This is a genomic window from Metabacillus halosaccharovorans (assembly GCF_002019635.1).
Lineage (GTDB): Bacteria > Bacillota > Bacilli > Bacillales > Bacillaceae > Metabacillus > Metabacillus halosaccharovorans.
The window spans coordinates 2,189,091-2,215,912 of sequence record NZ_KV917371.1; the positions used below are offsets into that span (position 1 = coordinate 2,189,091).

31 protein-coding genes, 1 other RNA gene and 1 riboswitch are annotated in these 26,822 nt (G+C 34.5%); of the genes, 24 read left to right on the plus strand and 8 right to left on the minus strand.

The annotated features are described in order from the left end of the window. Nucleotides 1–13 precede the first annotated feature (13 nt). From BK577_RS10345 to BK577_RS10365, 5 genes are all read left to right on the plus strand, one after another. The gene (locus BK577_RS10345; RefSeq protein WP_078432810.1) at nt 14–511 is read left to right on the plus strand and encodes a cell wall elongation regulator TseB-like domain-containing protein; all 498 of its coding nucleotides are present in this window, start codon (nt 14–16) and stop codon (nt 509–511) included. Between the two features lie 124 nt (nt 512–635). Beyond that, nucleotides 636–1,928: an asparagine--tRNA ligase gene (gene asnS, locus BK577_RS10350; RefSeq protein WP_078432811.1), complete on the plus strand. Its 1,293-nt coding sequence runs from the start codon at nt 636–638 to the stop codon at nt 1,926–1,928. A gap of 137 nt (nt 1,929–2,065) precedes the next feature. Then, nucleotides 2,066–2,770, plus strand: a complete 705-nt coding sequence (locus BK577_RS10355; protein ID WP_078432812.1) for a DnaD domain-containing protein — start codon at nt 2,066–2,068, stop codon at nt 2,768–2,770. Nucleotides 2,771–2,803: 33 nt separating this feature from the next. Then, the gene (gene nth, locus BK577_RS10360) at nt 2,804–3,469 is read left to right on the plus strand and encodes an endonuclease III (protein WP_078433529.1); all 666 of its coding nucleotides are present in this window, start codon (nt 2,804–2,806) and stop codon (nt 3,467–3,469) included. Then, nucleotides 3,459–3,992 carry a YpoC family protein gene (locus BK577_RS10365; RefSeq protein ID WP_078432813.1) on the plus strand — a complete coding sequence of 178 codons (534 nt, stop codon included), beginning with the start codon at nt 3,459–3,461 and terminating at the stop codon, nt 3,990–3,992. The genes nth and BK577_RS10365 overlap by 11 nt, the downstream gene beginning before the upstream one ends. An 85-nt stretch (nt 3,993–4,077) precedes the next feature. Here BK577_RS10365 and BK577_RS10370 read toward each other — a convergent pair whose 3' ends face one another. Continuing rightward, nucleotides 4,078–6,738 (minus strand): transglycosylase domain-containing protein, encoded by a 2,661-nt coding sequence (locus BK577_RS10370; protein WP_078432814.1) that lies wholly within the window; start codon nt 6,736–6,738, stop codon nt 4,078–4,080. Nucleotides 6,739–6,811: 73 nt separating this feature from the next. Next, complete coding sequence (gene recU, locus BK577_RS10375) at nt 6,812–7,402, minus strand: Holliday junction resolvase RecU (RefSeq protein ID WP_078433530.1); 591 nt, start codon at nt 7,400–7,402, stop codon at nt 6,812–6,814. Nucleotides 7,403–7,539: 137 nt separating this feature from the next. On the opposite strand from recU, the gene BK577_RS10380 reads away from it, so the two are divergent. Continuing rightward, entirely contained in the window at nt 7,540–8,523 is a 984-nt protein-coding gene (locus BK577_RS10380) for a DUF2515 domain-containing protein (RefSeq protein ID WP_078432815.1), read from the plus strand. Nucleotides 8,524–8,587: 64 nt separating this feature from the next. Here the strand turns inward: BK577_RS10380 and BK577_RS10385 are convergent, their stop codons facing one another. Beyond that, the gene (locus BK577_RS10385; protein ID WP_034332300.1) at nt 8,588–8,686 is read right to left on the minus strand and encodes a hypothetical protein; all 99 of its coding nucleotides are present in this window, start codon (nt 8,684–8,686) and stop codon (nt 8,588–8,590) included. Nucleotides 8,687–8,860: 174 nt separating this feature from the next. Between BK577_RS10385 and BK577_RS10390 the strand changes: the two genes are divergently transcribed. Then, complete coding sequence (locus tag BK577_RS10390) at nt 8,861–9,112, plus strand: hypothetical protein (protein WP_078432816.1); 252 nt, start codon at nt 8,861–8,863, stop codon at nt 9,110–9,112. Between the two features lie 55 nt (nt 9,113–9,167). Further along, entirely contained in the window at nt 9,168–9,548 is a 381-nt protein-coding gene (locus BK577_RS10395; RefSeq protein ID WP_169908193.1) for a YppE family protein, read from the plus strand. Between the two features lie 24 nt (nt 9,549–9,572). Here the strand turns inward: BK577_RS10395 and BK577_RS25970 are convergent, their stop codons facing one another. Then, entirely contained in the window at nt 9,573–9,737 is a 165-nt protein-coding gene (locus tag BK577_RS25970) for a hypothetical protein (RefSeq protein WP_169908195.1), read from the minus strand. A gap of 178 nt (nt 9,738–9,915) precedes the next feature. Between BK577_RS25970 and BK577_RS10400 the strand changes: the two genes are divergently transcribed. Continuing rightward, a complete protein-coding gene (locus tag BK577_RS10400) occupies nt 9,916–10,359 on the plus strand; it encodes a YppG family protein (protein WP_078432818.1) in 444 nt (147 codons plus the stop codon). Nucleotides 10,360–10,542: 183 nt separating this feature from the next. Here BK577_RS10400 and BK577_RS10405 read toward each other — a convergent pair whose 3' ends face one another. From BK577_RS10405 to BK577_RS10420, 4 genes are all read right to left on the minus strand, one after another. Further along, complete coding sequence (locus BK577_RS10405) at nt 10,543–10,803, minus strand: Acb2/Tad1 domain-containing protein (protein WP_078432819.1); 261 nt, start codon at nt 10,801–10,803, stop codon at nt 10,543–10,545. A gap of 20 nt (nt 10,804–10,823) precedes the next feature. After that, complete coding sequence (locus BK577_RS10410; RefSeq protein ID WP_078432820.1) at nt 10,824–11,072, minus strand: sigma-G-dependent sporulation-specific acid-soluble spore protein CsgA; 249 nt, start codon at nt 11,070–11,072, stop codon at nt 10,824–10,826. A gap of 6 nt (nt 11,073–11,078) precedes the next feature. Next, on the minus strand, nt 11,079–11,264 hold the full coding sequence (locus tag BK577_RS10415) for a hypothetical protein (RefSeq protein ID WP_078432821.1): 186 nt from the start codon (nt 11,262–11,264) through the stop codon (nt 11,079–11,081). Between the two features lie 360 nt (nt 11,265–11,624). Then, nucleotides 11,625–12,104, minus strand: a complete 480-nt coding sequence (locus tag BK577_RS10420) for an Hsp20/alpha crystallin family protein (protein ID WP_078432822.1) — start codon at nt 12,102–12,104, stop codon at nt 11,625–11,627. A 108-nt stretch (nt 12,105–12,212) separates the two neighbouring features. Between BK577_RS10420 and BK577_RS10425 the strand changes: the two genes are divergently transcribed. From BK577_RS10425 to BK577_RS10490, 15 genes are all read left to right on the plus strand, one after another. Further along, nucleotides 12,213–12,710 (plus strand): PTS sugar transporter subunit IIA, encoded by a 498-nt coding sequence (locus tag BK577_RS10425; RefSeq protein WP_078432823.1) that lies wholly within the window; start codon nt 12,213–12,215, stop codon nt 12,708–12,710. A 20-nt stretch (nt 12,711–12,730) separates the two neighbouring features. After that, entirely contained in the window at nt 12,731–12,883 is a 153-nt protein-coding gene (locus BK577_RS25975) for a hypothetical protein (protein WP_169908197.1), read from the plus strand. Then, nucleotides 12,873–15,164, plus strand: a complete 2,292-nt coding sequence (locus tag BK577_RS10430; RefSeq protein ID WP_078432824.1) for a DEAD/DEAH box helicase — start codon at nt 12,873–12,875, stop codon at nt 15,162–15,164. The genes BK577_RS25975 and BK577_RS10430 overlap by 11 nt, the downstream gene beginning before the upstream one ends. After that, nucleotides 15,148–16,413 carry a ribonuclease H-like domain-containing protein gene (locus tag BK577_RS10435; RefSeq protein WP_078432825.1) on the plus strand — a complete coding sequence of 422 codons (1,266 nt, stop codon included), beginning with the start codon at nt 15,148–15,150 and terminating at the stop codon, nt 16,411–16,413. The genes BK577_RS10430 and BK577_RS10435 overlap by 17 nt, the downstream gene beginning before the upstream one ends. A 308-nt stretch (nt 16,414–16,721) precedes the next feature. Next, on the plus strand, nt 16,722–17,003 hold the full coding sequence (locus tag BK577_RS10440) for a spore coat protein (RefSeq protein WP_026560162.1): 282 nt from the start codon (nt 16,722–16,724) through the stop codon (nt 17,001–17,003). A 177-nt stretch (nt 17,004–17,180) separates the two neighbouring features. Beyond that, nucleotides 17,181–17,741 (plus strand): SLOG family protein, encoded by a 561-nt coding sequence (locus tag BK577_RS10445; RefSeq protein WP_078432826.1) that lies wholly within the window; start codon nt 17,181–17,183, stop codon nt 17,739–17,741. A gap of 102 nt (nt 17,742–17,843) precedes the next feature. Further along, nucleotides 17,844–18,143: a cell division regulator GpsB gene (gene gpsB / locus BK577_RS10450; RefSeq protein WP_026560160.1), complete on the plus strand. Its 300-nt coding sequence runs from the start codon at nt 17,844–17,846 to the stop codon at nt 18,141–18,143. Nucleotides 18,144–18,210: 67 nt separating this feature from the next. Then, nucleotides 18,211–18,602: RNase P RNA component class B (gene rnpB / locus BK577_RS10455), an RNA gene on the plus strand. A 163-nt stretch (nt 18,603–18,765) separates the two neighbouring features. Next, complete coding sequence (locus BK577_RS10460; protein WP_078432827.1) at nt 18,766–19,908, plus strand: THUMP domain-containing class I SAM-dependent RNA methyltransferase; 1,143 nt, start codon at nt 18,766–18,768, stop codon at nt 19,906–19,908. 71 nt (nt 19,909–19,979) lie between these two features. Further along, complete coding sequence (locus BK577_RS10465; RefSeq protein ID WP_026560158.1) at nt 19,980–20,159, plus strand: hypothetical protein; 180 nt, start codon at nt 19,980–19,982, stop codon at nt 20,157–20,159. Between the two features lie 370 nt (nt 20,160–20,529). Beyond that, nucleotides 20,530–20,736 carry a hypothetical protein gene (locus tag BK577_RS10470; RefSeq protein WP_078432828.1) on the plus strand — a complete coding sequence of 69 codons (207 nt, stop codon included), beginning with the start codon at nt 20,530–20,532 and terminating at the stop codon, nt 20,734–20,736. Between the two features lie 176 nt (nt 20,737–20,912). Further along, nucleotides 20,913–22,835, plus strand: coding sequence for an ATP-dependent DNA helicase (locus BK577_RS10475; RefSeq protein ID WP_078432829.1), 1,923 nt, complete (start codon nt 20,913–20,915; stop codon nt 22,833–22,835). Nucleotides 22,836–22,964: 129 nt separating this feature from the next. Next, nucleotides 22,965–24,470, plus strand: coding sequence for a carboxypeptidase M32 (locus tag BK577_RS10480; RefSeq protein WP_078432830.1), 1,506 nt, complete (start codon nt 22,965–22,967; stop codon nt 24,468–24,470). 101 nt (nt 24,471–24,571) lie between these two features. Beyond that, a riboswitch (purine riboswitch) is annotated at nt 24,572–24,673 on the plus strand. Between the two features lie 186 nt (nt 24,674–24,859). Then, nucleotides 24,860–25,453, plus strand: coding sequence for a xanthine phosphoribosyltransferase (gene xpt / locus BK577_RS10485; protein WP_078432831.1), 594 nt, complete (start codon nt 24,860–24,862; stop codon nt 25,451–25,453). Continuing rightward, nucleotides 25,450–26,763 (plus strand): nucleobase:cation symporter-2 family protein, encoded by a 1,314-nt coding sequence (locus tag BK577_RS10490; RefSeq protein ID WP_078432832.1) that lies wholly within the window; start codon nt 25,450–25,452, stop codon nt 26,761–26,763. Before xpt ends, BK577_RS10490 begins: the two co-directional genes overlap by 4 nt. Nucleotides 26,764–26,822 lie beyond the last annotated feature (59 nt).

The window sequence follows — 26,822 nt, forward strand, 5'->3', positions numbered from 1 at the left end:
GATGTAAATTACAATGGAGAAAAAAATTGTTATACCATTATTTATTTTGGGAGTTCTTATCATATCCGGAATTTGGATTTTAACATCAAGTTATTTAACTGCAAGAGGGCAGTATGAGGATGGACATGAACAATCCAAGCAGTTTGCTATGGAAGAAGCAAACCTTAAAAACATCAGTAAAATTAACACATTTAATTCAGATCAAAAATACCATGTTATTACAGCCACAAACAATGAAAATGAACAGGTATATGGATGGATTTCAAATATTAAAAAAGAAAGAAAAATGATAGTAAAGAAAAAAACAGTTGGAATAACAAAAAATGAGGCTTTGGAAAGTGTAAATGAAGAGCATAATCCCTCAGAAATTATTAGTGTCCAGCTTGGTATGGATGAGGGAATACCTATTTGGGAAGTAAAATACCAAGATGAATCAGATCGATATACATTTGATTATGTCAACTTTTATGATGGGAAAATCATCAAGCATATGGCCTTAAAAAAATCGTAGCTGTAAATTATCCGAAAGTTTCGCCTTATCTCCGTTATATTGCGGCACTTCAGAAAAAAACGTATAATAATACGATGTAAAGTACATAAAAGAGATATACATCGTGCTTGATGGAGGGAACAAAGTGAAAACAACAATTGCAGAAGTTGGAAAATATGTTGGACAAGAGGTAACGATTGGAGTTTGGCTTGCAAATAAGCGCTCCAGTGGTAAAATTGCATTCCTTCAACTTAGAGATGGTACAGGATTTATCCAAGGTGTCGTCGTAAAGGCAGAAGTAGAGGAAGAAATATTTAATAAAGCAAAATCAATTACCCAAGAAACATCTTTATATATATCTGGAATAGTTAGAGAAGATGAGCGTTCTCCGTTTGGTTATGAGCTCGGGATCACAAATATTAAAGTGATTACAGAATCTGTAGATTATCCGATAACACCGAAGGAACATGGAACTGAATTCTTAATGGATCACCGTCATTTGTGGCTACGGTCAAAACGTCAGCATGCTGTAATGAAAATTAGAAATGAAATCATCCGTTCCACATATGAATTCTTCAATAATGAAGGGTTTGTAAAAGTGGATCCACCTATTTTAACTGGAAGTGCTCCAGAAGGTACTTCTGAGCTTTTCCATACCAAATACTTTGATGAGGATGCATACCTTTCTCAAAGTGGACAGCTTTATATGGAAGCAGCAGCAATGGCATTAGGAAAAGTTTTCTCTTTTGGTCCGACTTTCAGAGCTGAAAAGTCCAAAACACGTCGTCATTTAATTGAATTTTGGATGATTGAACCAGAAATGGCCTTTTATGAATTTGAGGATAATCTTAAAGTTCAAGAAGAATATGTATCGTTCATCATTCAAAATGTTTTAGAAAATTGTTCCCTTGAACTAAATACTTTAGGAAGAGATGTAGCTAAATTAGAAAAAGTTAAAGCTCCATTCCCTAGAATTACTTATGATGAAGCGATTAAGTTCCTTCATGAAAAAGGGTTTACTGAAATTAAATGGGGCGATGATTTTGGAGCACCACATGAAACGGCAATTGCAGAAAGTTATGAAAAACCGGTGTTTATTACACATTATCCTACAAGTCTAAAGCCGTTTTATATGCAACCTGATCCGAACCGTGACGATGTGGTTTTATGTGCAGATTTAATTGCACCTGAAGGCTATGGAGAAATCATAGGCGGTTCAGAACGTATTCACAATGCCGAGCTACTTAAACAGCGAATTGATGAACACAAACTGGATGAACAAGCATATGATTGGTATCTTCAATTAAGAAAATATGGATCTGTTCCACATTCAGGATTTGGACTAGGTCTTGAAAGAACAGTTGCTTGGTTAAGTGGTGTAGAGCATGTTCGAGAAACCATTCCATTCCCGCGTTTATTAAATCGACTTTATCCGTAATATTAAGAAAACTGACTCTCTCATGTGGGTCAGTTTTTCATTTTTCATTTTCCTTAATTGGCAATATCAACCGAAGCTTATTATATACAATGTGAAGAATTGTCATGGTATACTACCATAAGGTAAGGGGTGTTTTTATGAATAAAGAGCAATTTATTGATCTACAAGAAACAGGAAATATATCTGTTCCGGTTATTTTATTAAATTACTATGTAAAGTTAGGTTTAAACGAACAAGAACTCATTTTGCTTCTTCAAGTAAAAAAATTCAAAGAAATCGGAAATCAATTTCCTACTCCCACAGAACTCTCAGAGCATATGTTCATTTCAACCGGAGAGTGTACCGGAATCCTCAGAAAATTAATTCAAAAAGGCTTTTTAATGATAGAAGAACATCAACATGAGTCTATTCTTTTTGAGCAATATTCATTAAAGCCGTTATGGGACAAGCTTTATACTTTTCTAATTAATGAAAGCAACCGAAAAATTCAGGAGCAAAACAAAAAAGAGGACGAAAGTTTATATACTGTTTTTGAAAATGAATTTGGTCGTCCGCTTTCTCCTTTTGAATGTGAAACACTGTCTATTTGGATCGATCAAGAAGATTATGACCCTGTTATTATTAAAGCAGCGTTAAGAGAAGCAGTTATGTCAGCAAAGCTTAATTTTCGGTATATAGACCGAATTCTTTTTGAATGGAAGAAAAACGGTATTAGGACGATAGATCAAGCTCGTAATCATTCCAGAAAATTCCGTCAACATCAGGGGACTCAAGGAAATAAGCCAGACCAGCAAGAAGAGTATGAAAGAAAGGTTCCATTTTATAACTGGCTTGAAAATTAACGCAGTAGTTTGTATCGAAAGAAGGTGAAAATGGTGTTAACAAAAGTACAGATCCGAGAATGTTTGGATACGATAGGGGAAATGTTTCCTGACGCACATTGTGAATTGGTACATGAAAATCCGTTCGAATTAGTAATAGCTGTTGCGTTATCAGCCCAATGTACAGATGCACTTGTAAATAAAGTAACGAAAAACTTGTTTGAGAAATATAAAACTCCTGAAGACTATCTTGCTGTTTCTCTGGAAGAATTGCAAACAGATATTAAATCAATTGGCTTATTTAGAAACAAAGCAAAAAATATTCGTAAGCTATGTGAGACATTGCTTGAACACTACAATGGTGAGGTACCAAATGATCATACAGAGTTAACGAAACTTGCCGGAGTAGGTAGAAAAACAGCAAATGTGGTCATGTCTGTTGCCTTTGGTGTACCGGCAATTGCAGTGGATACTCATGTTGAGAGAGTGAGTAAAAGACTCGGTATATGCAAGTGGAAGGATTCCGTTTTAGAAGTTGAGAAGACGCTGATGAGAAAAGTACCTGAAGAGGAATGGTCGCTTACTCATCATCGATTAATCTTTTTTGGAAGGTATCATTGTAAGGCTCAATCGCCTAAATGTGAGAGTTGTCCATTATTACACTTATGCAGAGAAGGACAAAAGCGAATGAAAAAGGAAAAAATAATAAATGCAAAATAGCAATGAATTATGGGAAATTCCTGCATCATTTCGCAATCCTCTTTTTTATCCCGATAAGAATAGCTTCCAACAACAAGATACAAGCGTTATTTCACAAGTCCTCTCACATGAACCTTTTTATTTTGATATGTTATATGCTCTTAAAGAAACACTAGAATGTAATCCTTGGGAAAATCCTAAGGATTTTGTTTCAATAATTTTGGGTGAGTGGAAACAATTAAAGGGAAATGCAAGAGAGATATACAAGCAAAAAGAAAGATCCAATAAATCGGAACGTATACTTGTCCACTGTGTCTCTCTTTTTATAGCTTGTTTATTTTGGTTAAACCGTTCACCTGTACCTGGACTGCGTCCTTCCGATATGGAACTGGATGACTTTTATAGAAAGCCGGTAAATTGCAAAGAACGGCTTTTATTTATTATGTCAAAACCTACTCAGTATCACGCTTTTATTCAGCTAGAACAACTTTTTAATGAATGTGAAAAAATATATGCAAAGGCAATTGCACTTAAACAAATTTAAGGAGATTATTTCATATGAAGTAATCTTTTTTTGTGAAAACAAAAAGAAAAGAACCGATCATAAATCGGTTCTTTAGAAATATTGTTTATTGTCCTTCTTCAGGTTCTTCCTCTTCTTCGTTACTTCCATTTGAGTTAGTAGGAGGAACTGTTGTTTCTACATCTGGTGCGGTTGGTGTTTCACCATTTCCGTTATCCTGACCATCTTCGTTCTGGTTGTCCTGGTTACCATCTTGATTATTGTTATCTGTATTGCCATTTTGACCGTTGCCGTTATTCCCGTTATTTTCATCCTGATTATTTCCGTTATTTTCCTCATTACCTTCTTCGTCTGGTTGAGTCTCTTCGTCAGTACCATCTTCAGGTAATTCAGGAACATCAATTTCAGGTTCAGGTACCTGTACCTTTGTCGCTGCAGCAGCACTGCGGTTATTATCATCTTCATCACTTACAGCTACAACCTGGTATGAATAAATAGCTCCAGGAATAACATCACTAATTGTAAAACTCTTGTCTTTTGATTTGTTTACAACTTCATATGGACCCTCATCAATCGATTGTTTCACTTCGAATGAAACATTCTCTGTGTCTCCATATTCCCAATTTAAACTAATAGAATTATTTACTTGATCATAGTTAATCGATAAATTTGATGGTTTATCAATTTCAACTTTTTCAAATTTCTTAGAAACAGTCGTTGGTTCATCGCCTTTTACGAAGTATTCATACGTAATATTGCTGGATGGCGTGTATTCACTTGCTAATTTGGCAGGATTTGAGCCTTTTTCAATGGCTTTTTCAACAACACTGTTTGGTTGTTCAAAATCAGAATCATCATCACCTGCTATTTCTTGGAATACTTCTCTAAACATCGCTCTTGCTAGTCGTTGGTCAGAAGAATCTAAATATACTTTGTCACTGTCTTCCGTAATATTATACCCGGTCCAAACAGCAGCCGTATAATTTGGATTATATCCTACAAACCAGGCATCCTTAGAGGCCCCAGATGGAACATTGTATTTTGCTTTATCATCTTCCGAGAAATTGGTTGTTCCTGTTTTACCTGCTATATTTACATTTGAAATTTGAACAGATTTACCTGTGCCGTATTCCACAACAGATTTCATCATATCCGTTACCATGAAGGCTGTATAATCACTCATAGCCGGTTCCGGATCTGGAGCTAGACTGATTTCTGTACCATCACTTAATACAATTTTCTTAACGGCATATGGCTCATTGAAAATCCCGTTATTACCAAATGCACTGAAAGCACCTGCCATTTGAAGAGGGGATACTCCATGATCAAATCCTCCGATTGCATAGGATTCATAGATTTCTTCCAATGGGATACCTAATCCTTGTGCGAAGTCTTGGGCTTTTTCTAAACCAACTGCTTGTAATGCTTTTAATGCAGGGATATTACGTGAATCTGCTAAAGCATCACGAATGGACATCCATCCTTTAAATTTTCGATCCCAGTTATTAATTGGTGTTCCATTACTGTAAGTATATGATTCATCGTTAATTTGTTCATAAGTCGACCATTTCTCATGTTCAATAACCGGGCCGTAATCTAATACAGGCTTAATTGTTGAACCAGGCTGACGTCTTGTATCAGTAGCATAGTTATAACCGCCTACAGGCTGATTACGGCCTCCACCGATTGCTCGAATTTCACCTGTTTTTGTGTCGATTAAGGCGATTCCAGCTTGAAGTTTATCATCAGGAAAATCAACTGCATCACCATTCATAACATTTTCAACCGTATCCTGTGCATCAGGGTCCAGTGTCGTATAAATCTGTAATCCGGCTGATCCTGCATCAATATCTGTTTTTTCTTTTACTTCTTCTATTACTTCTTCTACAAATGCATGATATGGATTCGCTTTTTCAGTATCCTCAATTACTGTTGATTGAACAGGGATACTTTTTGCTTCATCGGCTTCAGCTTTTGTAATAAATCCGTGCTTAGCCATTAGTGTTAACACAATGTTACGACGTTTTTCAGCACTTTCAGGATTTGTCCTAGGGTTGTAGTTATTTGGACTTTGCGGAATGCCCGCAATCATTGCTGCTTCATGAAGTTCTAACTCACTTAAGTCTTTTCCATAAAACGATTCAGCTGCTTGTGCTACTCCATAAACATTACCAGGAAAATATATTTTGTTTAAATACATCTCAAGAATTTCCTGCTTAGAATATTTTTGTTCTAGTTGAAAAGACAGCCATAATTCTTGAACTTTACGTGAAATTGTTTTTTCTGGAGTTAATAAAGAGTTCTTAATAACCTGCTGTGTGATCGTACTTGCACCTTCTGCACCAAACCCTTCTTGAATATTGGCAACAAGAGCTCCGCCAAGACGTATGACGTCAACACCATTATGTTCATAAAATCGTGCATCCTCAGTTGCTAAAACAGCATTCTCAAGCACTTTTGGAATTTCATCGTACGGTACATATGTACGCTTTACTTGACCAAATTCGGTGATTTCGTCACCATTCATATCATATATCTTTGATGAAAATGAATCTTTTAGTTTTTTATCATCCAGTGGAGGTGCCCCGGCAACCATTACAGCAAATGTAACACCGCCGGCCAACATACCGACAATACCAATTGCTAAAAGGCTTATAAGGATCTTTTTCCATAATCCAGCTTTTGGTTTTTTATTCTTTTTTTTCTTTGAACTTTGTTGAGCCTGTTTTTTTCTTCGTTCTTCACGACTCTTATATTGTTCAGACATGTAATTCCAACCTTTCATTTTAGGCTATACTCATTTTTCTCTCATTAGAAATTTAGTTCAAATTTAAGGATCTTTAAAAATATAGTTTATCTATTATTTTGATATAGTCAATCCTTGCTTGATATCCAGTAGGGATGATATGGCCACTTTCATTTAATTCGTCTATAGTGATAGATTTTCTACCGCCATTTAATTGCCGATCCCAAAAGGTTAACAGATGTTTAGAATCCAAATAATAAAATTGATTGAATGCAGATAAAATAACAAAACAAATTCCATCTTGAAATAGGACATTTTTCATATGCTCAATTTGATGGGCATGGAAATTTTGTAAAGGAAATGATGTTTTATTTTTTGTTTCCTTTGCTTCAAAATCAATATATTTTCCACGATAAATGCCATTATAATCCGTTGTTGAACTTTGCTTAAAGTATGCTTCTTTAATGACAGCGGCACTTCTTCTGGGATAGTCCACATTCACAATTTGCACAGGTGTTGGTTTTTTATGTATTACAGCTACTTGATTTTCAAGATAATATTTATTTGTCTCGTTTAAATCATCTTCAAGTGACATACCACGGTTACTGTAGGTAATAGAAGGTGGCTGTTTTTTCTTTTGTTCAACCTTTGGTTCATAAGGCTTTCCGTTAGGATAACGAAAGATCATACTTTACCTCCTCTTTAAAACTACTACCTATCATACCAAAAAAAATGAAAAAGGAATGATAAAAAAGTTTCAATTTTGTTAATGCGTACATACTTCTTTATCGGGTAACAATAGAAGTATGAGGAGTGTAGAGGATGAAAATGATTAAAAATAGTAAAGAAACAATAGTAAATGAACCATCATTGCTTGCTCATATTCATCATGATACGAATAAATATAATATTGACAATATTACAAGAACAAGTGCCTATGAAAAAATTTATTTTAGGCATCCTGAGATAAAATGGGCTTTCTTGGCAAGCATGGTCTCCAGAAATGCCGGTTGGAATATGACAGACCTTGAAGGTAATTGGTTTAGAAAAGCCCTTAACTCAGAGAAAAGAAATTTATTATTTATGACATATGAACGCGCAAACTGGACCATTTTTCAAGATGCCTATCCACAGTTACTTATTTATGAATATTCAAAACGATATAAGAAACCATTATTTTATCTTTTAACCCATTTTAGTGTCTCAAAGTTTATGGTAGAAGAATGGGAATATTTTTGGGAACATCAATCAATGGAACGCCTTATGACATCACTTATTATTAATGAACAAAACGTTATACAACAACCCGTTATTAAACAAAAAATTTATAAACAGCATGTCTTTCATTCAGCCCCGTATAAACTTCAAGATTTGTTTCATTTCAGTACAGTCATTTTTCCAACTTTACAAGGGAAATTATATGGTTTTTCCGTTTATAACTTTCAAAACCTAACTAATCGGATAGACTTGGGAAAACGATTGGGCTGGCTATTATTTCATGCTGGTTTATATCAGCAGTTTGAAGCATTTGCAAAAACTGTTCCTCATACTGGATCAAGATATGATTATGAAAAATACTTTCCCGAAAAGAGAAGAAGAGAAACTCCTTTGTTACGAATGGCATATCCAATTGTCTCCCATACATTAGACGGAAAAAGAAAAGATTGGTTTCATGGTCAGAATATAAAAAAATGGTTTAAGGAAAAGAAAATACCACAAAATTATGAGGTAACGGATTGGTTTAAACATAAACAAGATCAATTACACCTTTTGACTCTATTGCAAGAGTATTGGAGGAATGGATAAAAAGAGCTTGAAAATAGGTAAAAGCAAGGCAATTGAGCCTTGCTTTTTAAAAGACTAGTTGCCCTTATGTAGAAGGACGATTTGGACCGTCTAACTTTTTATCAGTAGGGATTTTTGTTTTGTCTTCAGCTGTTTGTTGTTTACCTTTAGGTTTTTTTGCCATTTTTAGCACCTCCTACAGTTATTTTGTGCGATCATCCTCATTTCCATACAGGTCAAAAGAAGGTGTCGAAAAATGCATAAATTCACTTTCTTTGCCGAATAGAAACTAGTTTTGTCAAGCTTGAAGGGGGAAAGAATGAAATGACGAATACATAGCAATAGAGGAGGGAGAATGATGAAAAATATGATTGAAAAAAGTGTAATTGAGGAAAAGTTAGCAGAATTGGAAACTGAATTAATAAAACTAGAGATGGCCTTAGATCACCATAAAACACCAGCAAGACTTGAGAATAAGATCATGGATAAAGTTAATCAAATAGATCGTCAACTAACAACAATATCAAAAGCATCAATTACAAACAAAGCACATCATAAACAAGATCATTATAAGCAATATCAATTCCCTGTCGCTGCAACGAATGCGTAATGAAAAAAGTGTAATATAGAGGAGAATTTGATATGATTAGCTTGAGGTGAACAAATTGAGCTATATAAATCTAATCAAATCCTCACTACATCTGTTAAAATGTTTAACTGAATGTAAGCACAGATTTGAGTCTTTACAAACTAAGCCTGAAAAAACAGAGATATACTTTTATGAACAGGTTAAACCAACTTTTGAACTGGTTAAACATAAAGCAAATGCTTGGGAACAACATGCATTAGATTGGATAAAAAAGGAGAAACCTAAATATATCCATCAAACACAAATTGAGTCCGCCATGGAAAATATAGAGCAAGTAGTTCTCCAATCGTTTTATAAAGACGTAAACAAACAACGATTTCATAACCTACATCACTCAGTTGAATATGTATTAAATACAATTATGGATGAAATAGAAAAAAAGGACGCCTCTCAATAAGAGTACGTCCTTATTCGTTTTATTTCACTCATCAACCTTTATACTAACAGGACGTTCGTTTTCGGTCCCAACTGTTTTTATGTCATATTCTACATGTTCTGTATTTTTAGCTGTAACTTCTTGACCATGATTTGGAATTGTAGGAGCATGTCCTTTTTCTTTATGATTAAAATGTTTACCTCGTGCCATTGTATAACCTCCTTTTCATGACTCATTCCTAATATGAACTAACCTAAAGATATTCATGTATGAACATAGATAAATTATTATTAGTGAATCCTTTCGATTAGCGGCTTTCCTTTCACATTATAGGCAAATGAATCATATAATACAGTACCATTAATAAGCTATAGGGAGGTTTAACTACATGCACCAAACATACCCGTATTTCAATAGAAGGTCCCGGAGAAGAGAAAATGAATACTTTCAAACATTTCCTTACTATGAACACCAATCTGTTGGATATCAAAATCAGCAATATATAAATCCATTGTTGTCTCAAGCACATTCATTCCATCAAAATGGTTACCAACAACCATTTCAGTCCTATCAACAGCCATATGCTAATGGTAGTTATAACGGAAATGTTGAAAATACTTTTACGAATTATCCTTATCCTACGCCATATCCAAAGCCCTTACCTTATTTTAAGCAGCCTCAGCCTAGTGGATTCCAAAACGTCTTATCACAATTTAAGAAAACTGACGGACAGTTAGATTTTAATAAAATGATGGACACAGCAGGTCAAATGATGAATGCTGTTAATCAAATGGGCGGGCTTTTTAAAGGTGTAACATCTATGTTTAAATAGTGTGTAGCATTTCATAGAAGGCTATTTAAAAGGGACTGTCAAGTTGAGACAGCCCCTTAAAATCATGAGTTATTTTTTAAATATTTCTTAGCAAGAAGTTCTTTTACTTCACGATAAGATAGACCTGAATTAGCATTTAACCTTTTAACTTCCTCTACATCTGTATTTGAATATTTCTTTGTATTAAAATGTTTCATTTGTTTCAATACCTCTATGTTTGTCTTCCATCCGTTCTTTTCTAACTCTTAATGCATAATTCGCTGTTTGAAGATTAGAAATAGCGATCGAGTTTTCCGGGCAGGCGAAATCACCATTTTGATGAGATTTTAATTGGTCTACGAGAACGCTAATAACATCTTCTACTTGACAGCCATTCACACCTTCACGATCAATTGCCCCGGTTTGGAACTTGATATTAATGTAATGATTACTATTTCTATTCATTAGAACCTCCTGTTTAAAGACTATAATAGCAGCTCATAAACTTCATTAAGCTGATTACCTCTTATAAAGTCTTGTTCATTAAACGCATATTTAATTTCATCAGGTAAAACATTATTTAAAAATTGAATTTCATCTTCTTCAAGTATTCGAACAAAGTCTAATTCAGTATGGAATTTTCCATTTGTTAACTTGTTAGTAATTCTCTTACATACTGAGCTTCTATCGTAATTTGATAATGCTTCTCTTAAGTATCCCAGAGTAAAGTCCATCTTTCATCATTCCTTAAAAAAATTTTCATATGCAGGTGAATTTGAATGATCTGTTGCATAAGGATTATCTTCTTTCACATTATCCTTGTCCAAGTTCGTTTTAATGACGAGAGATGGTGAATGTGATGGCTCAGCTATTAATCGGTCATCAAGCTCTTTGAAATCGGGTAATTTGTTATTTTTATTAGGCATATTCTATGCACCTCCTTCATTTATTGTTTGATGTGAATCGTTTTTCTCTCACGACAATTTTTGGATTTTTTTTAACGTGTAAATTCGTGTGATTAAAGTCATCATAAGAAGGAGGTGATGTAGATGAAGAAAAATACAATCAAAAATCAAGAAGTTACAAGATCAGCCAAGGATTTAGCAAAGGATCCAACTCCTGAAGAAAATCCAAAATACGGGAGTAAATCTCACAAAAATAGTTAAATGAAAAAACGCCAGCTCTCGTTTTAGTGCCTATTAAAAGAGAGTCGAGCGTTTTTATTTTGATTTGAAATTTGCTTAAGCGTACCTATTTACGAAATTTAATTAAACATTGTAGAATATTTATATAGAATCATCTTCAAGTAATATTTGTGTAGACTTCTTAGGAATTGTAACAAGCAAAGATCCGTTTTTATATTTGGTTTTTATCTCGTGTTCTTCTACCTTATAGGGAAGGACAATGGTTTTTGACAAACTGTCAAGTGATGAGTAACTTCTAAAAGTTGAAGAATTTTCGTTATACTCTTTGATTTCTTCCCGATTGGTAATGGAAATCGTCAAATATTGATCCATGAGCTCCAGTTTTATCTGCTCTTTTTTAACTGGTGGAATTTGCATATCAATTACACATGTTTGATCTGTTTCGTAAGTATTAACATGTATCGATTTTTGTGGAAATGAACCTTCAAACATAGAATCAAACTCATTCATAAATTGTCTGATTGGTTCAGAACGAAAGAAATGATCAACTATTTGAAAAAAATCCATTTGTTCGTTTTGAGGGTCTTGTTTATTATTTGTCAATTCATTTTTCTTTCTCATAATGTAACCTCCTTGCCTTGTTATGTCAGAGTATTATATGTTGAGGAAGATCTAAGTGTTATTTAATTGTAAAATATTACCTTACATATGTTAAAAGGAGATCATATTATGCTGAGGTCGATTTTTGGTAAAAAAGATAAACGTACTGTTGAACAGATTTTTGCGCCTTTATCTGGAAATATAATTGAACTTGAACACGTTCCTGATCCAGTTTTTTCTCAAAAATTAATGGGTGAAGGAATTGCCATAGAACCAGCTGAAGGTAAACTTGTGGCACCAATCGATGGACATGTTATTCAAATCTTCCATACTAAGCATGCGATTGGACTCCGTTCTGAAATAGGAATAGAATTGCTTATTCATATTGGGCTTGAGACTGTAGGTTTAAATGGCAATGGTTTTGATGTGATTGTTAAAGAAGGTCAGAAGATTAAAGCAGGGGATCCATTAATGACATTTGATCTCAAATTGATTAAAGAAAAGGCAGCAAGTACGATCTCTCCTATTATAATTACGAATTCCGATATTGTAGAGAGAATTGAACGTCAAGAAGTTGGGAGTGTAATAAAAGGTTCCACACATATTGCAAATATACATACTAAATAAATAAGTCGCGTGAAGGCAGAATGAATCTGCTTTTTCTTTTGCAATCCGAGCCTGTAAAAAAGAAAGAAACATTTGTTTCTAAACAATACCACTTTATTAACGAACGTTTATTCGGTAAAATAGAATATAAAGGCTACATTCAAGCAAAAGGTAGTGAAATTGATGGAATTTAAGAAATCATTGGAAAGCATCCTGTTTTCATTGAAAAACAGTCAGGAATTTAATGAGCAGATTGTTCATTGGCATACAATACCTTCAAGAGAGGCTGAATATGTAAATTTCCCACTCAATATCGATACGCGCTTAAAGGAGGCACTTGAAAAAAGAGGTGTTTCACAACTTTATACACATCAGTATGAAGCGTATCAGTTAGCTAAACAAGGTAACAACTTTGTCGCAGTTACTCCGACCGCATCAGGTAAAACGATTTGTTATAATCTTCCAGTTTTACAACAGATAATAACTGATGAAAACAGCAGAGCTCTTTATTTATTTCCTACGAAAGCACTAGCTCAGGACCAGAAATCTGAAATAAACGAAATTATTGAAGAAATGGGTGTTCAGATTAACTCTTATACATATGACGGAGATACATCACCAGCTATTAGGCAAAAGGTTAGAAAAGCAGGTCATATCGTTATAACTAATCCAGATATGCTACATTCTGCCATATTGCCTCATCACACAAAATGGGTATCATTGTTTGAAAATCTCAAGTATATAGTGATTGATGAATTACATATTTATAGAGGGATATTTGGAAGTCATGTTGCAAATGTTATTCGTCGACTAAAACGAATTTGTGAATTTTATGGAAGTACTCCACAATTTATTTGTACATCTGCAACAATTGCCAACCCGCAGGAATTAGGTGAAACATTAACTGGAACGACCATGAATCTAATAGCTAAAAATGGTGCACCTTCAAGTAAGAAGCATTTCATTTTTTATAACCCTCCAATCGTAAATAAGCCGTTAAACATTAGAAGAAGTGCTACATTAGAGGTAAGAAGGCTAGCAGGAGAATTTTTGAAAAATAAGATTCAAACAATTGTGTTTGCCCGTAGTAGGGTACGAGTGGAAATCATTTTAACGTATTTACAACAATTAATAAAAAATGAGCTTACAAAAAAATCAATTCGGGGATATCGTGGAGGATACTTACCGAAGCAGAGAAGAGAAATAGAAAGAGGTCTCCGAATTGGAGAGATATTAGGTGTTGTTAGTACAAATGCACTTGAATTAGGTGTAGACATCGGAAGTCTTCAGGTTTGTATTATGACAGGATATCCGGGAACCATTGCAAGTGCTTGGCAACAAGCCGGCAGGGCTGGCAGAAGACAAGGTGAAGCGGTTATTCTAATGGTGGCGAGTTCCAGCCCTCTTGATCAATACATCATTCAAAATCCTCGTTACTTCTTTGAACAAAATCCGGAAACAGCTATCATTAACCCGGATAATTTAGTTGTGCTGGTAGACCATTTAAAGTGTGCAGCATTTGAATTGCCGTTTAAGGAAGGAGATACATTTGATGGATTGGAGCTCGAAGATATCTTGCAATTTTTAGCAGAAGAACGAGTGTTGTATTTCAATAATCAAACGTATCATTGGATGAATGACGCTTTTCCGGCACACAATATTAGTCTTCGCTCTGCATCACAAGAAAATGTAATTATTATAGATCAATCGGATATTGCCAATATTAAGGTTATTGGTGAGATGGATCGTTTTAGTGCAATGACTCTACTTCATGATGAAGCCATTTATTTGCACCAAGGTGTCCAATTTCAAGTTGAAAAACTGGATTGGGAAGAGAAAAAAGCATTTGTTAGAGAAGTAAATGTAGATTATTTTACTGACGCAAATTTAGCTGTGCAATTAAAGGTTCTTGAAGAAGATGAAACATATGTAAAAGACCATGCAGTTTTTGGTTATGGAGATGTGACTGTCCAAGCAATGGCTACTATTTTTAAAAAAATAAAGTTTGATACACACGAAAACATAGGTTCAGGACCAATTCATTTACCTGAAGAAGAACTCCATACAAATTCAGCATGGATGAGTTTCCAATCGAACATGATAGAAGATCTGGGTGAAAAACGTATGGAGGAATCATTAATAGGTGTTGCAAACGTACTGCAACATGTTGCACCATTAAAAGTAATGTGTGATCCATCTGACTTACATGTTGTAGCTCAAATCAAGGCTATTCATAATGATAAACCGACTGTATTCCTATATGACCGATATCCAGGTGGTGTAGGTCTTTCTAAAAAAATCCATGAAACGATGAGACCTGTCCTCTCAGAGGCTTTGAGATTAATAGATCAGTGTCCTTGTTATTCAGGCTGTCCATCATGCATTGGGGTAGAAGGTTCATCTGATACATCGAAAAAAGATGCTTATTTACTTCTAAGCATATTAAAGGATGAAGCAAATGTCAGTAAAACATAAACTAAATCGATTAAAAAAACACGTGATTCGAGAAGAAGAAGAGATTGTTCCTGAAAAACCTGCTAAAGATTCTAACACCGATCTTTGGGAGGATTACCAAACATCTGTTTTCACTTATGATAACCAGTATTGTTTGATAAGGGAGGTAGTTTATCCACTTGATTACAAACACGGGCATTATAGATTAAGAGAATTTAAAGAAGTTGTGGCAAGATGGAATGAAAGTGAACTCCAACATCCGCTTTCTTCGAAGAATCACCATCCTGGTGAATTATTTTTCTTTGATACAGAAACAACAGGTTTAGGAGGAGGAACTGGAAATACCATATTTTTATTGGGGCAAGCCCAAGTGTTGGATAATTGTGTTGTCGTTAAACAACATTTATTACCTAAACCGGGCAATGAAGTTGCACTTTATCAAAGCTTTTTAAAAGGGATTAATAGCAAGACTCTTGTTACGTATAATGGCAAAGCGTTTGACTGGCCTCAGGTCAAGACAAGACATACATTAATTCGCGAACAAGTACCGAGTCTCCCTCCTTTTGGTCATTTTGATTTATTTCATGCTGCTCGAAGATTATGGAAAAATGAGTTGGAATCAGTGAAACTTTCGAAGGTAGAAAGTGAAATATTAGGAATACAACGCGAAAATGATATTCCGGGGTTTTTAGCGCCGATGATCTATTTCGAATTTGTTAAACAGCAAAATCCGGAAATTATCGCAGGTGTATTAAAACATAATGAAATTGATGTTTTATCACTTATCACACTATACACTCATCTCTCTACTAAATTACTAGATATAAATAGTAAAACAACAAACTCTGAACACTATGAAATTGCAAGGTGGCTAGAGTATATTGGAGAAAAAGATTCAGCACTTCATGCATACTCTTCATTTGTTAAAAAAGAATCAAGTCAGGAACCTCAAGCAAAATTTGCTCTTTCCCTTCTTTACAAAAAGCAGAAGAATTGGAAACAAGCTGTCATGCTTTGGGAAGAAATAGTGAGTGAACCAAACAAAAAAGAGGTATCTTTTATGGCCGCAGTAGAACTAGCTAAATTTTATGAGCATCAGGAAAAAGATTTTTTAAAAGCGATGGAATACACAGATATACTGAGACAACAATCTGAAAAAAATATTGAGTTGAATAAGTTAATAAATGCTGAGGAAATTAGAAAAAGGATAGAAAGAATTGAAAGGAAATATTATCGATATATTGCCCGGGCAAGCGCAAAAAATGAGTAATTTCGCCATTTTTTTGACGAAATCATGAACTTTTTTGAAAGTTATTAATAAGAATTGTAGGATTATAGGGAACGATGTAAAATAAGGGACTGTAGTTTAATTTTTATAAGGGAGAGACAACTGTGTATAAAAGTGTTTTATACTTATTTTTCATCGTGATCGTATTAACCATCTTCATATTTACTAACTTTAAAGAAAGCTTTTTAACGTTTCTATAAAAATTAGGTTTTTGAATTAGTACATGTATGTACCTTTCATCATAGGCTAAAAGTGTAAGACATGATAAAAAGATGAAAGGAGAATGCAACATGCATTGTAGACCAAAAGTTATGGCACCAATCGTACACCCAACAAAATGTTGTGTTAACAATACGTACTCTGAAACAATCGTACCACACATTCATCCACAACACACAACAACTGTAAACCATGAATTTTATAAGCACCAACACTATTTCCCTCAAACTCAGTCTGTACAAAATGAGGTTACACACCAACATTTTAATGTGTACGGTCCAACACCGGGTTTTGGACCGGGAGCAGGTCCAGTTCCACGTCCGGGTTTTGGTCCAGGACCATTTTTTAGATAACAGAAAAGCACTAAGGAGCTGAATTTCGGCTCCTTTCTGTTTATTTATGAAATGATGAAGGAAACTACATCTTTATACAAAACATTTATAAGTTCAGATCAGCTGGGAGTATAATATAATTACTAACATGTTCGTTATAATTAGAAAAAAAGTTCGTATAATGATAAAGGTGATTAAATGAAAGTTTTAACTGTTTCAGGATATAAATCTCATGAATTAGGCGTCTTTAAGCAAGATGATAAAGCTGTTGAGTATATTAAAAAGGCGATTGAAAAGTCTTTGATAGGATATTTAGAGGAAGGGTTAGAATGGGTGATCATTAGTGGACAAATGGGTGTGGAACTATGGGCAGCAGACGTGGTTTTTGACCTTCAATTGCAATATCCCGAGTTAAAACTTGCCATCCTCACTCCATTTCTAAATCAAGAATCAAAGTGGAATGAGAAAAACCAGGAATACTATGAATTGATTCTTTCACAAGCAGATTTTGTGGATAGTATTTCAAAAAGAGAATATGATAGTCCACTGCAATTTAAACAAAAAAATCAATTTCTTGTAGACAAAAGCGATGGTTTATTACTTTTATATGATGAAGAAAAAGAAGGGACTCCTAAATTCCTTCTGGAAACAGCAAGAAAAAAACAGCAATTAACATCCTATATGATCAGTACGATTAATTTCTTAGATTTACAAAGTGTTGTCGAGGAAGAAACAATGAAAAATAATGATTTTTGGTAAAAAGTAGGAAATTTACTAAATTTACATGACAATGAAATTGACAATTTACATAATTTCTGAAAAAATATAAATTGAGGACTTCGCTATAATGAGGTGAAAGAAATGCTTGCCGATAAATTAAAGTTAACTGCTAAAGAAATATTAGAAAAAGAATTTAAGTCAGGTGTTAGAGGTTACAAGCAAGAAGAAGTAGACAAATTTTTAGATCAAGTTATAAAGGATTATGAAACATTCCACCAAGAGTATGAAGATCTACAGCAGGAGAATTTACGCTTGAAAAAGCAGTTGGATGATACATACAAAAAACAAACGCCTGTACAAACAAATACCACAAATTTTGATATCTTAAAGCGATTATCAAATTTAGAAAAGCATGTATTTGGTAGTAAATTGTACGATTGATCACTAATTATTTCCACTTGTTTTGTGTGTAATGATTAGGTATACTAGTGTTACTGTTTCGTTAATAACGTTCAGGTAATCGCTGCAGTCTTAAGGATTGTAGAGGAAAGTCCATGCTCGCACGGTGCTGAGATGCCCGTAGTGTTCGTGCCTAGCGAATTCATAAGCTAGGGCAGCCGGGTTCGCTTGGCTGACGGCAGGGAAAAGGCCTAAGTCCAATTGGATATGGCCTGAATACCTTGAAAGTGCCACAGTGACGGAGTCTTACGAGAAATCGTAAGAGTGGAACGAGGTAAACCCCACGAGCGAGAAACCCAAATTATGGTAGGGGCACCTTCTTGGAGGAATTGAACAAAGAGAAGGACAAAAGTTTCATAACTTTTGTAGATAGATGATTACCACCTGAGTACGAGGCTTATGCCGTTTGAAGTACGATGGAACAAAACATGGCTTATCGAACGTTATTTGAAATCAGTATCATTTGATAAAGAACAGGGGCTGATCATATCAGCTCCTTTTTATTTAATTAATTTTGTTGGATATACTTGGATATATACGAAGAATATGGCCGAAGATATATAATGATTTACAAGAATTTTCTGCATAAGGGTAGGGTATACAAATGAAAAATTTAACATTAATTGCAACCTCGGCAATGGGGCTGGAAGCCATAGTCGGGAAAGAAGTAAAGGATTTAGGATATGAATGCAAAATTGAAAATGGGAAGGTAACATATGAAGCTGACGAGTTGGCAATCTGTCGCTCCAATCTTTGGCTTCGGACTGCAGACCGCATTAAAATAAAAGTAGGAGAATTTCAGGCAAGAACATTTGATGAGTTGTTTGAAAAAACAAAAGCCTTAAATTGGGGTGACTATCTTCCTGAAAATGCTGAATTTCCGGTTATCGGAAAATCAGTCAAATCAACATTAGCCAGTGTTCCCGATTGTCAGGGAATCGTTAAGAAAGCAATTGTGGAAAAACTAAAATTACATTATAAAAAAACAGGCTGGTTTAATGAGGATGGGCCCCTATACCGTATTGAGGTTGCCTTGTTAAAAGATGTGGCAACAATTACAATAGATGCCAGTGGAGCAGGGTTACATAAACGAGGATTTCGCATTGAACAAGGTGGTGCACCACTAAAGGAAACATTAGCAGCTGCACTTGTACTTCTGACAAGATGGACACCTGATAAACCATTTGTTGACCCTTTCTGCGGTTCAGGTACTATTCCAATTGAGGCAGCACTTATCGGTCAAAATATTGCTCCCGGATTTAACCGTGAGTTTGCATCTGAAGAATGGGACTGGATTGGAAGAGAAAAATGGGATTTAGCTCGACAAGAGGTTGAAGATAAAGCGGATTATGACCGACAACTGGATATACTCGGTTCAGATATTGATCATCGAATGGTCAATATCGCAAAAGGAAATGCAGAAGAAGCTGGCTTTGGCGATATTATTTCTTTTAAACAAATGCAAGTAAAGGATTTTACAACAACTAAAGAATTCGGTGTAATAGTCGGTAACCCTCCTTATGGGGAACGATTAGGTGAAAAAAGAGAAGTTGAGCATATGTATAAGGAGATGGGACAAGCATTTTCTAAATTAGATACATGGAGTATTTATATGCTTACTTCACATGAAGGATTTGAACAGTTCTATGGCAAACCGGCTACTAAGAAACGAAAACTTTTTAACGGTTTTATTAAGACAGATTATTACCAGTATTGGTCAAATATAAGACCGCCAAGAAATAAATAAAAGGATAAATATTTTAGAATCATTTACAAACATGTTAAATGTTATACTAGTTGAAAAAGGAGGTGGCTAGTTTGTCATCATTATCAGATGTTTTAGGACCTAAATATTTTGCTCTTGAAGCAGCACGTGTGGATGCCAGTCCTACAGAAATCATTATTACAAATGATAAGGGAAATACATACTATATTGTAACACCTGAAAATTTAACAACTGATTTAGAAGAACAAGGATTTATAAAAGTAGAAGAATAAACATAAAAAAGAGATTCAACCGTTGGTTCGAATCTCTTTTTTATCGTCTAGGAAATTATAAAATCCTTGAACTGTGGATAAGTGCGCGACATCCAGCTCCAGCGCCTAGCCCCTCTAGGGTCTAGCCACAAAGGAATTGAAGACAAAGAACGTCTTCTATTCCTTTGCGTCTTATTTGCCCGAGGCTGATCAAGGCGCTTGCGCTTTTGTTCTTTGATAGCCGATTTCTCTTTTTCTTGGGAATAAATTACCTCCAATTTGTTAAATATATTATTTAGGTATTAGGATTTCGAAATTATGGAATATTTAATGAATTGTGGATTATATTTAATTATCCATATTTTATTCCCTAAAGAGGAGAGAAAAAAGAGTGTATGAAAACCAAGATTTTCACCTTATAAATAAAGCTTTACTTTCAACGAAAAAGTCATTAGAAAATGAAATAGGTCAAGACTCACATGCTGTAATGCAAATTGGTCAAGCAAAGGAAGATATGATTCGAGCTTTATCTCATGTAACATCAATTGACCACCAATTAATTTTTGAAACAATGTTCGATGAAGTTAAAGATATCTAGGTGTAGCCACGTCGGCTGCCTCTTTTTTTTGATTTGATTCAATTTAATTTAATAAACTACGAGACAGTGTCATTCAACGATTGTTTCAGATAATTTGATGTAAATTATTTGACTTTTTATCAATTCAATATGATAATTATTATTTGCAGTAATTTTGAAGTATGGAGGTAGCGTTTATGGTAACATCACGTTTGCCTTTTACCATATCAAAGGATGAGAGCTTTTATCAAGCCTTAAGCAATTGGATAGGAGATGTGTTTTACGATATTCTTCCTGAAAAGGGCTTTGAGTTGAGAGATGAACAAATTTTTATGGCTTTTCAGCTGGAAAAAGCATTTCAAGAAAAAAAAGTCATGTTCGCAGAAGCAGGAGTAGGAACAGGGAAAACGATTGTTTACCTGCTTTATGCTTTATCTTATGCTAGATATACTGGTAAACCGGCAATAATTGCTTGTGCAGATGAAACATTAATAGAACAACTAGTTAAACAAGAAGGCGATATTGCCAAATTGTCTGAGCATTTAGATATCAATATGGATGTCAGGCTAAGCAAAACACATAGTCAATATCTTTGCTTAAATAAGTTAGATGAAACCATGAAGAAAACCGGGGATGAAAAGTATCTTGACCTTTATCAATCACTCCCTGCTTTTGTTCATGAACCAGGCGGAATGCAACAATTTTCTGCTTATGGTGACCGAAAAGAATTCGGCCATCTTTCAGATGAAGAATGGGAAAATGTAGGATGGGATTCTTTTCAAGACTGTTTCACATGTTCTCAGAGACATCGTTGTGGTTTAACGTTAACAAGAGATTATTATCGTAAAGCAACAGACATCATTGTTTGCTCACATGATTATTTTATGGAACATATTTGGACATTTGACTCTCGTAAACGAGAAGGACAAATCCCTTTACTTCCTGACTATAGCAGTGTCGTATTTGATGAAGGACATCTGTTGGAATATGCTGCGCAAAAAGCCTTAACATATCGTGTAAAACAGAGTACTTTACAAATATTCTTAGAAAGATTATTACAAAATGAAATTCGCGAAGAATTGGCTTATTTAGTAGAAGACGCACTTTCTGTTAATGATTTATTTTTTGATGATTTAAAAGAATGCACTAGCAGTGTTGAAGGTTCTAATCGCTTACGAATTGACCGAAAAGGAAAGCTTCAAAAAACAGCACATAGTCTGCAGGGCAAATTGTCTGAAATTAGTGAGGCACTTGTATTTGAAGGTGAATTATACACCATTGGTGAATATGAACTGAAAATTGTAGAAGAATTCATTGATCAAATGGAATATTCTCTCTCACTATTTAACAAAAACACAAACGCAGTAAGTTGGGTTGAAGAAAAAAGTGATGATTATACATTAGTCATAATGCCTCGAAAAGTAGAGGAGGTTTTAAAGGAAAAAGTCTTCTCGAAAAAAATACCAATTGTATTCTCATCAGCAACATTGTCTGATAACAAATCGTTTGATTTTATTTCTCAGAGCTTAGGAATTCAAGATTATTTGTCCCTTTCAGTCGATTCTCCTTTTGATTATGAAGAACAGATGAATATCCAAGTAGTGGAAGAGGACGAAGCTGAGAAAAAATTTCAACTAACAATCCAAGAATTAACGAAATCGGAAGGGAAAGGATTAGTACTCTTCCGTTCATTAAAAGAATTGAAGTGGTTTAAACAAAAAGTCTCAGAAATATCCTTCCCATTTTCGATCATCTTTGAAGGTGATAAAGAAATTAGTTCGTTAGTGAAGGAATTTCAGGAAAATGAACATTCTGTACTTTGTGCTGTGCACCTTTGGGAAGGTCTTGATATTCCTGGTCCATCCTTATCAAATGTTGTGATATGGACGTTGCCATATCCTCCTGATGACCCTGTATTTGAAGCGAAAAGATCTGATAAACAAGATCCTTTCAAAGAAGTAGATATTCCTTATATGATATTAAGATTACGACAGGGTATCGGGAGACTAATTCGTACAAGTAATGATCAAGGCTCAATTACGATTTTCCATACGAAAAAAGACAAAGATATATTGTCAATGATTGAATCAGTACTGCCTGTTAAACCGTCAATAAAATAACACCTTAATATTCTCCCTGCTAGATGAGTTTCTAGCAGGGAACTATTCTGTTCCAACCTATTTGTTCATAGAATAAACCTAAGCATATACATAAAAAAATAGTACTCTAATTAATGGGAGTGAGAAAAAATGAATCATATGGAAGAAGAGTTTTTAGACTATATTCGAAAAATGCAAGCATATGAAGAAGCTATTAATGTAATGTACTGGGATTTACGTACAGGTGCCCCGAAAAAAGGAGTGCAACAACGATCAGAAGTGATTGGAATGCTATCAACAGAAGCATTTGAAATGCTCGTTTCAGATCAAATGAATGAATATCTTACAGACTTATCAAATGAAGGTGTTTATGAAAACTTACAATTCAAAACGAAAAAAGCAATCGAGATTCTGAAAAAAGAATACAAAAAAAATAAAGTTATTCCACCTGAAGAATATAAAGAATATGTTATTCTTTGCTCTAAGGCTGAGTCCATTTGGGAAGAAGCGAAAGAAAAGTCTGATTTTCAACTGTTTGCTCCATATTTACAAAAGCTGGTTGACTATAACAAAAAATTAATCAATTACTGGGGATATGAAGGCAATAAGTATAATACTCTTTTAAATGAATATGAACCAGGTATAACAGTCGAAACATTGGATCGTGTGTTTTCGCAGGTTCGAGATAGAATCGTACCACTTGTGAAAAAAATTTCGCAAACATCCTTTAAACCGACTACAGACTTCATCTTTGAAAAATTCCCTAAAGAAGACCAAAAACAATTAAGTGAGTTTTTATTGAGTGAACTTGGTTATGATTTTGATGCAGGAAGATTAGATGAGACAGTTCATCCATTTGAAATAACGTTAAATAGAAATGATGTAAGGGTAACCACGAAGTATGATGAAAATGATTTCCGTACCGCTATTTTTGGAACAATACATGAATGCGGTCATGCGATTTATGAGCAGAATATATCCCAGGAATATGAGGGGACTATACTAAGTAGTGGAACATCAATGGGGATTCATGAATCCCAATCACTATTTTATGAAAATTTTGTTGGGAGAAATAAAGGATTTTGGAGCCGCTATTTTACAAAACTAAAAGACCATTCAAAAGAACAATTTAGTGACGTAAGTCTTGATGAGTATTATGTGGCAATTAATGAATCAAAGCCCTCTTTAATTAGGATTGAAGCAGATGAGTTAACATATTGTCTTCATATTATGATCCGTTATGAAATAGAAAAAGGGCTGTTTAACGATGACATTTCAGTTGAAGAACTTCCGCAGATATGGAATGAGAAATATGAAGAATATTTGGGAATAACACCACCAAACGATGCTCAAGGTGTATTACAGGATGTTCATTGGGCAGGAGGAAGCTTCGGATATTTTCCTTCCTATGCATTAGGTTATATGTATGCTGCCCAAATAAAAAATGCCATGTTAAAGGATCTACCTAATTTTGATGAACTTATAGAAACAGGTCAATTTGAGGAAATAAAGGATTGGTTAACTTATAAGATTCACCAATTCGGAAGAACGAAGCAGCCTTTAGAAATTATGACTGATGTAACGGGAGAAGAATTAAATGCACAACATTTAATTGAATATCTCGAAGAAAAGTATCAAAAGATTTATAAACTATAACAAATATATATATTATTTTACGAATATTCAAATAGATAAATTAAATAAAGTTCGTGTTTTTATTAAAAAACTCTTGAAAATATTGAATAAGTTGATATAATTTTAATTAATTGCATAGCACTCATATAATCGTAGGGATATGGCCTACAAGTTTCTACCGAACAACCGTAAATTGTTCGACTATGAGTGGATTTATTTGTTGTTTTTCATTTATGATTTTTTAGATATTGTAAATCGATGACGACATTGCTTCCACTTTTAGTTGAAGCAATGTCGTCTTTTTTTTGTTATTTAGGCTATATGTAATTCTGACTAGGTTTAAGTTTATTTTGATATTAGCCTAGTTACTGAAAATTAATGGGTTAAATTCGTTAGGGGGATACTAAAAAATGAGACTACTAAGAGAAAAAATCGAACAAGAAGGTATAGTTCTTTCTGACGGTGTATTAAAAGTTGATTCATTTCTTAATCATCAAATTGATCCGATCCTTATGAAAGAAATAGGATTAGAGTTTGCAAGACGCTTTGAAGCTGATGGCATAACAAAAATTGTTACAATTGAATCTTCCGGCATATCTCCGGCAGTGATGGCTGGATTGGAGTTAGGGGTAAAAGTTGTCTTTGCTAGGAAGAGAAAATCATTAACATTAACGAATAATTTACTGGTCTCTTCTGTTTATTCTTTTACAAAACAAGAAGAAAACAATATAGCTGTTTCCAGTCAATTTTTAAGTCAAGAGGATCGTGTCCTTATCATTGATGACTTTTTAGCGAATGGTGAGGCTGCAAAAGGCCTTGTTGACATTGTGAATCAGTCAGGTGCAACTGTGGCTGGTATAGGAATAGTGATTGAAAAATCCTTCCAAAAAGGTGCACAAGAATTAGTGGATTTAGGACATAGAGTCGAATCTTTAGCGAAAATAGCTTCTTTAAAAGAAGGAAAAGTTAGTTTTGTTGAACAGCTTGAGGAGGTTACATCATGAAACAAACAGCTAAAAATATTTCACTAGGAATTCAGCATGTACTCGCAATGTATGCAGGTGCAGTTGTTGTACCGCTAATTGTTGGTAGTGCTATTGGTCTATCAGGTTCGCAATTAACGTATCTAGTTGCTATCGACATTTTTATGTGTGGAATAGCTACATTTTTACAAGTGTGGAAGAACCGCTTTTTTGGAATTGGGCTACCAATTGTTTTAGGTTGCACGTTTACGGCTGTTGGACCTATGATCGCAATAGGAAATGAGTATGGTGTTTCTTCCATATATGGAGCAATTCTTGCATCAGGCTTAATTGTTATTTTAATTTCTTCAGTATTTGGAAAACTCGTAAGGTTTTTTCCACCTGTTGTGACTGGTTCTGTTGTTACAATTATAGGGATTACGTTAATACCTGTTGCAATGAACAATATGGCAGGTGGTGAAGGTAGCCCCGATTTTGGTTCACAAGAAAACTTACTTTTAGCATTTGGTGTCCTCATCTTAATTATTCTTTTAAATCGTTTCTTTACCGGATTTGTACGAGCTATTTCAATTTTAATCGGAATCCTGGCAGGAACTGTTGCTGCAGGGTTTATGGGAATGGTTGATTTACAACCTGTTCAAGAGGCTTCTTGGTTTAATATTGGAAAACCATTTTATTTTGGAACACCTACCTTCGAATTGACTCCTATTTTGACGATGACCATTGTAGCAATCGTGAGTATGGTAGAATCAACAGGTGTATATTTCGCATTAGGGGATATTTGTAATAAAAAAATTACTGAAAAAGACTTGGCGAGAGGATATCGTGCAGAAGGTCTTGCATATATGCTAGGAGCTATTTTTAATGCATTTCCATATACAGCATTTTCGCAAAATGTAGGTCTTGTTCAAATGTCAGGGATTAAAACAAACCGAGTGATTTACATTACAGCCATGATGTTAATTGGTTTAGGGTTAGTTCCTAAGATTGCTGCATTAGCTACAATTATCCCGTCTTCTGTATTAGGCGGTGCAATGGTTGCAATGTTTGGTATGGTTGTTGCATACGGTATTAAGATGCTTGGACAAGTTCAATTTGCATCACAAGAAAACTTACTTATTGTTGCATGTTCTGTAGGACTGGGGCTTGGAGTAACAGTTGTACCAGAAATGTTTGCAGGTCTTCCTGAATCAGTTAAAATTCTAACGAATAGTGGAATTGTGGCAGGTAGTTTAACTGCGATTATCTTGAATATTATCTTTAATATTATTCCATCACCTTCGAGACAAAAGCAATCAGAAGAGAGAGTTGTTCAAAGTCAAGCTTCATAAAAAAGAAGGTAAAAGTATTAAATTCCCCAAGCAATACCCAACATTCTATAAAAAAAAAC

What these genes read in the sequence shown, in the direction of transcription:
- gpsB (WP_026560160.1), top strand. Translation starts at nt 17,844, where the DNA reads ATGCTTGCCGATAAATTAAAGTTAACTGCTAAAGAAATATTAGAAAAA.
- BK577_RS25970 (WP_169908195.1), bottom strand. Translation starts at nt 9,737, where the DNA reads ATGGCACGAGGTAAACATTTTAATCATAAAGAAAAAGGACATGCTCCT.
- BK577_RS10420 (WP_078432822.1), bottom strand. Translation starts at nt 12,104, where the DNA reads ATGAGAAAGAAAAATGAATTGACAAATAATAAACAAGACCCTCAAAAC.
- BK577_RS10390 (WP_078432816.1), top strand. Translation starts at nt 8,861, where the DNA reads ATGAAAAATATGATTGAAAAAAGTGTAATTGAGGAAAAGTTAGCAGAA.
- BK577_RS10410 (WP_078432820.1), bottom strand. Translation starts at nt 11,072, where the DNA reads ATGGACTTTACTCTGGGATACTTAAGAGAAGCATTATCAAATTACGAT.
- BK577_RS10415 (WP_078432821.1), bottom strand. Translation starts at nt 11,264, where the DNA reads ATGCCTAATAAAAATAACAAATTACCCGATTTCAAAGAGCTTGATGAC.
- BK577_RS10370 (WP_078432814.1), bottom strand. Translation starts at nt 6,738, where the DNA reads ATGTCTGAACAATATAAGAGTCGTGAAGAACGAAGAAAAAAACAGGCT.
- BK577_RS10385 (WP_034332300.1), bottom strand. Translation starts at nt 8,686, where the DNA reads ATGGCAAAAAAACCTAAAGGTAAACAACAAACAGCTGAAGACAAAACA.
- BK577_RS10380 (WP_078432815.1), top strand. Translation starts at nt 7,540, where the DNA reads ATGAAAATGATTAAAAATAGTAAAGAAACAATAGTAAATGAACCATCA.
- BK577_RS10355 (WP_078432812.1), top strand. Translation starts at nt 2,066, where the DNA reads ATGAATAAAGAGCAATTTATTGATCTACAAGAAACAGGAAATATATCT.
- BK577_RS10440 (WP_026560162.1), top strand. Translation starts at nt 16,722, where the DNA reads ATGCATTGTAGACCAAAAGTTATGGCACCAATCGTACACCCAACAAAA.
- BK577_RS10365 (WP_078432813.1), top strand. Translation starts at nt 3,459, where the DNA reads ATGCAAAATAGCAATGAATTATGGGAAATTCCTGCATCATTTCGCAAT.
- BK577_RS10480 (WP_078432830.1), top strand. Translation starts at nt 22,965, where the DNA reads ATGAATCATATGGAAGAAGAGTTTTTAGACTATATTCGAAAAATGCAA.
- BK577_RS10435 (WP_078432825.1), top strand. Translation starts at nt 15,148, where the DNA reads ATGTCAGTAAAACATAAACTAAATCGATTAAAAAAACACGTGATTCGA.
- BK577_RS10475 (WP_078432829.1), top strand. Translation starts at nt 20,913, where the DNA reads ATGGTAACATCACGTTTGCCTTTTACCATATCAAAGGATGAGAGCTTT.
- BK577_RS10445 (WP_078432826.1), top strand. Translation starts at nt 17,181, where the DNA reads ATGAAAGTTTTAACTGTTTCAGGATATAAATCTCATGAATTAGGCGTC.
- BK577_RS25975 (WP_169908197.1), top strand. Translation starts at nt 12,731, where the DNA reads ATGAATCTGCTTTTTCTTTTGCAATCCGAGCCTGTAAAAAAGAAAGAA.
- BK577_RS10490 (WP_078432832.1), top strand. Translation starts at nt 25,450, where the DNA reads ATGAAACAAACAGCTAAAAATATTTCACTAGGAATTCAGCATGTACTC.
- xpt (WP_078432831.1), top strand. Translation starts at nt 24,860, where the DNA reads ATGAGACTACTAAGAGAAAAAATCGAACAAGAAGGTATAGTTCTTTCT.
- BK577_RS10425 (WP_078432823.1), top strand. Translation starts at nt 12,213, where the DNA reads ATGCTGAGGTCGATTTTTGGTAAAAAAGATAAACGTACTGTTGAACAG.
- BK577_RS10345 (WP_078432810.1), top strand. Translation starts at nt 14, where the DNA reads ATGGAGAAAAAAATTGTTATACCATTATTTATTTTGGGAGTTCTTATC.
- BK577_RS10430 (WP_078432824.1), top strand. Translation starts at nt 12,873, where the DNA reads ATGGAATTTAAGAAATCATTGGAAAGCATCCTGTTTTCATTGAAAAAC.
- BK577_RS10405 (WP_078432819.1), bottom strand. Translation starts at nt 10,803, where the DNA reads ATGAATAGAAATAGTAATCATTACATTAATATCAAGTTCCAAACCGGG.
- BK577_RS10460 (WP_078432827.1), top strand. Translation starts at nt 18,766, where the DNA reads ATGAAAAATTTAACATTAATTGCAACCTCGGCAATGGGGCTGGAAGCC.
- BK577_RS10400 (WP_078432818.1), top strand. Translation starts at nt 9,916, where the DNA reads ATGCACCAAACATACCCGTATTTCAATAGAAGGTCCCGGAGAAGAGAA.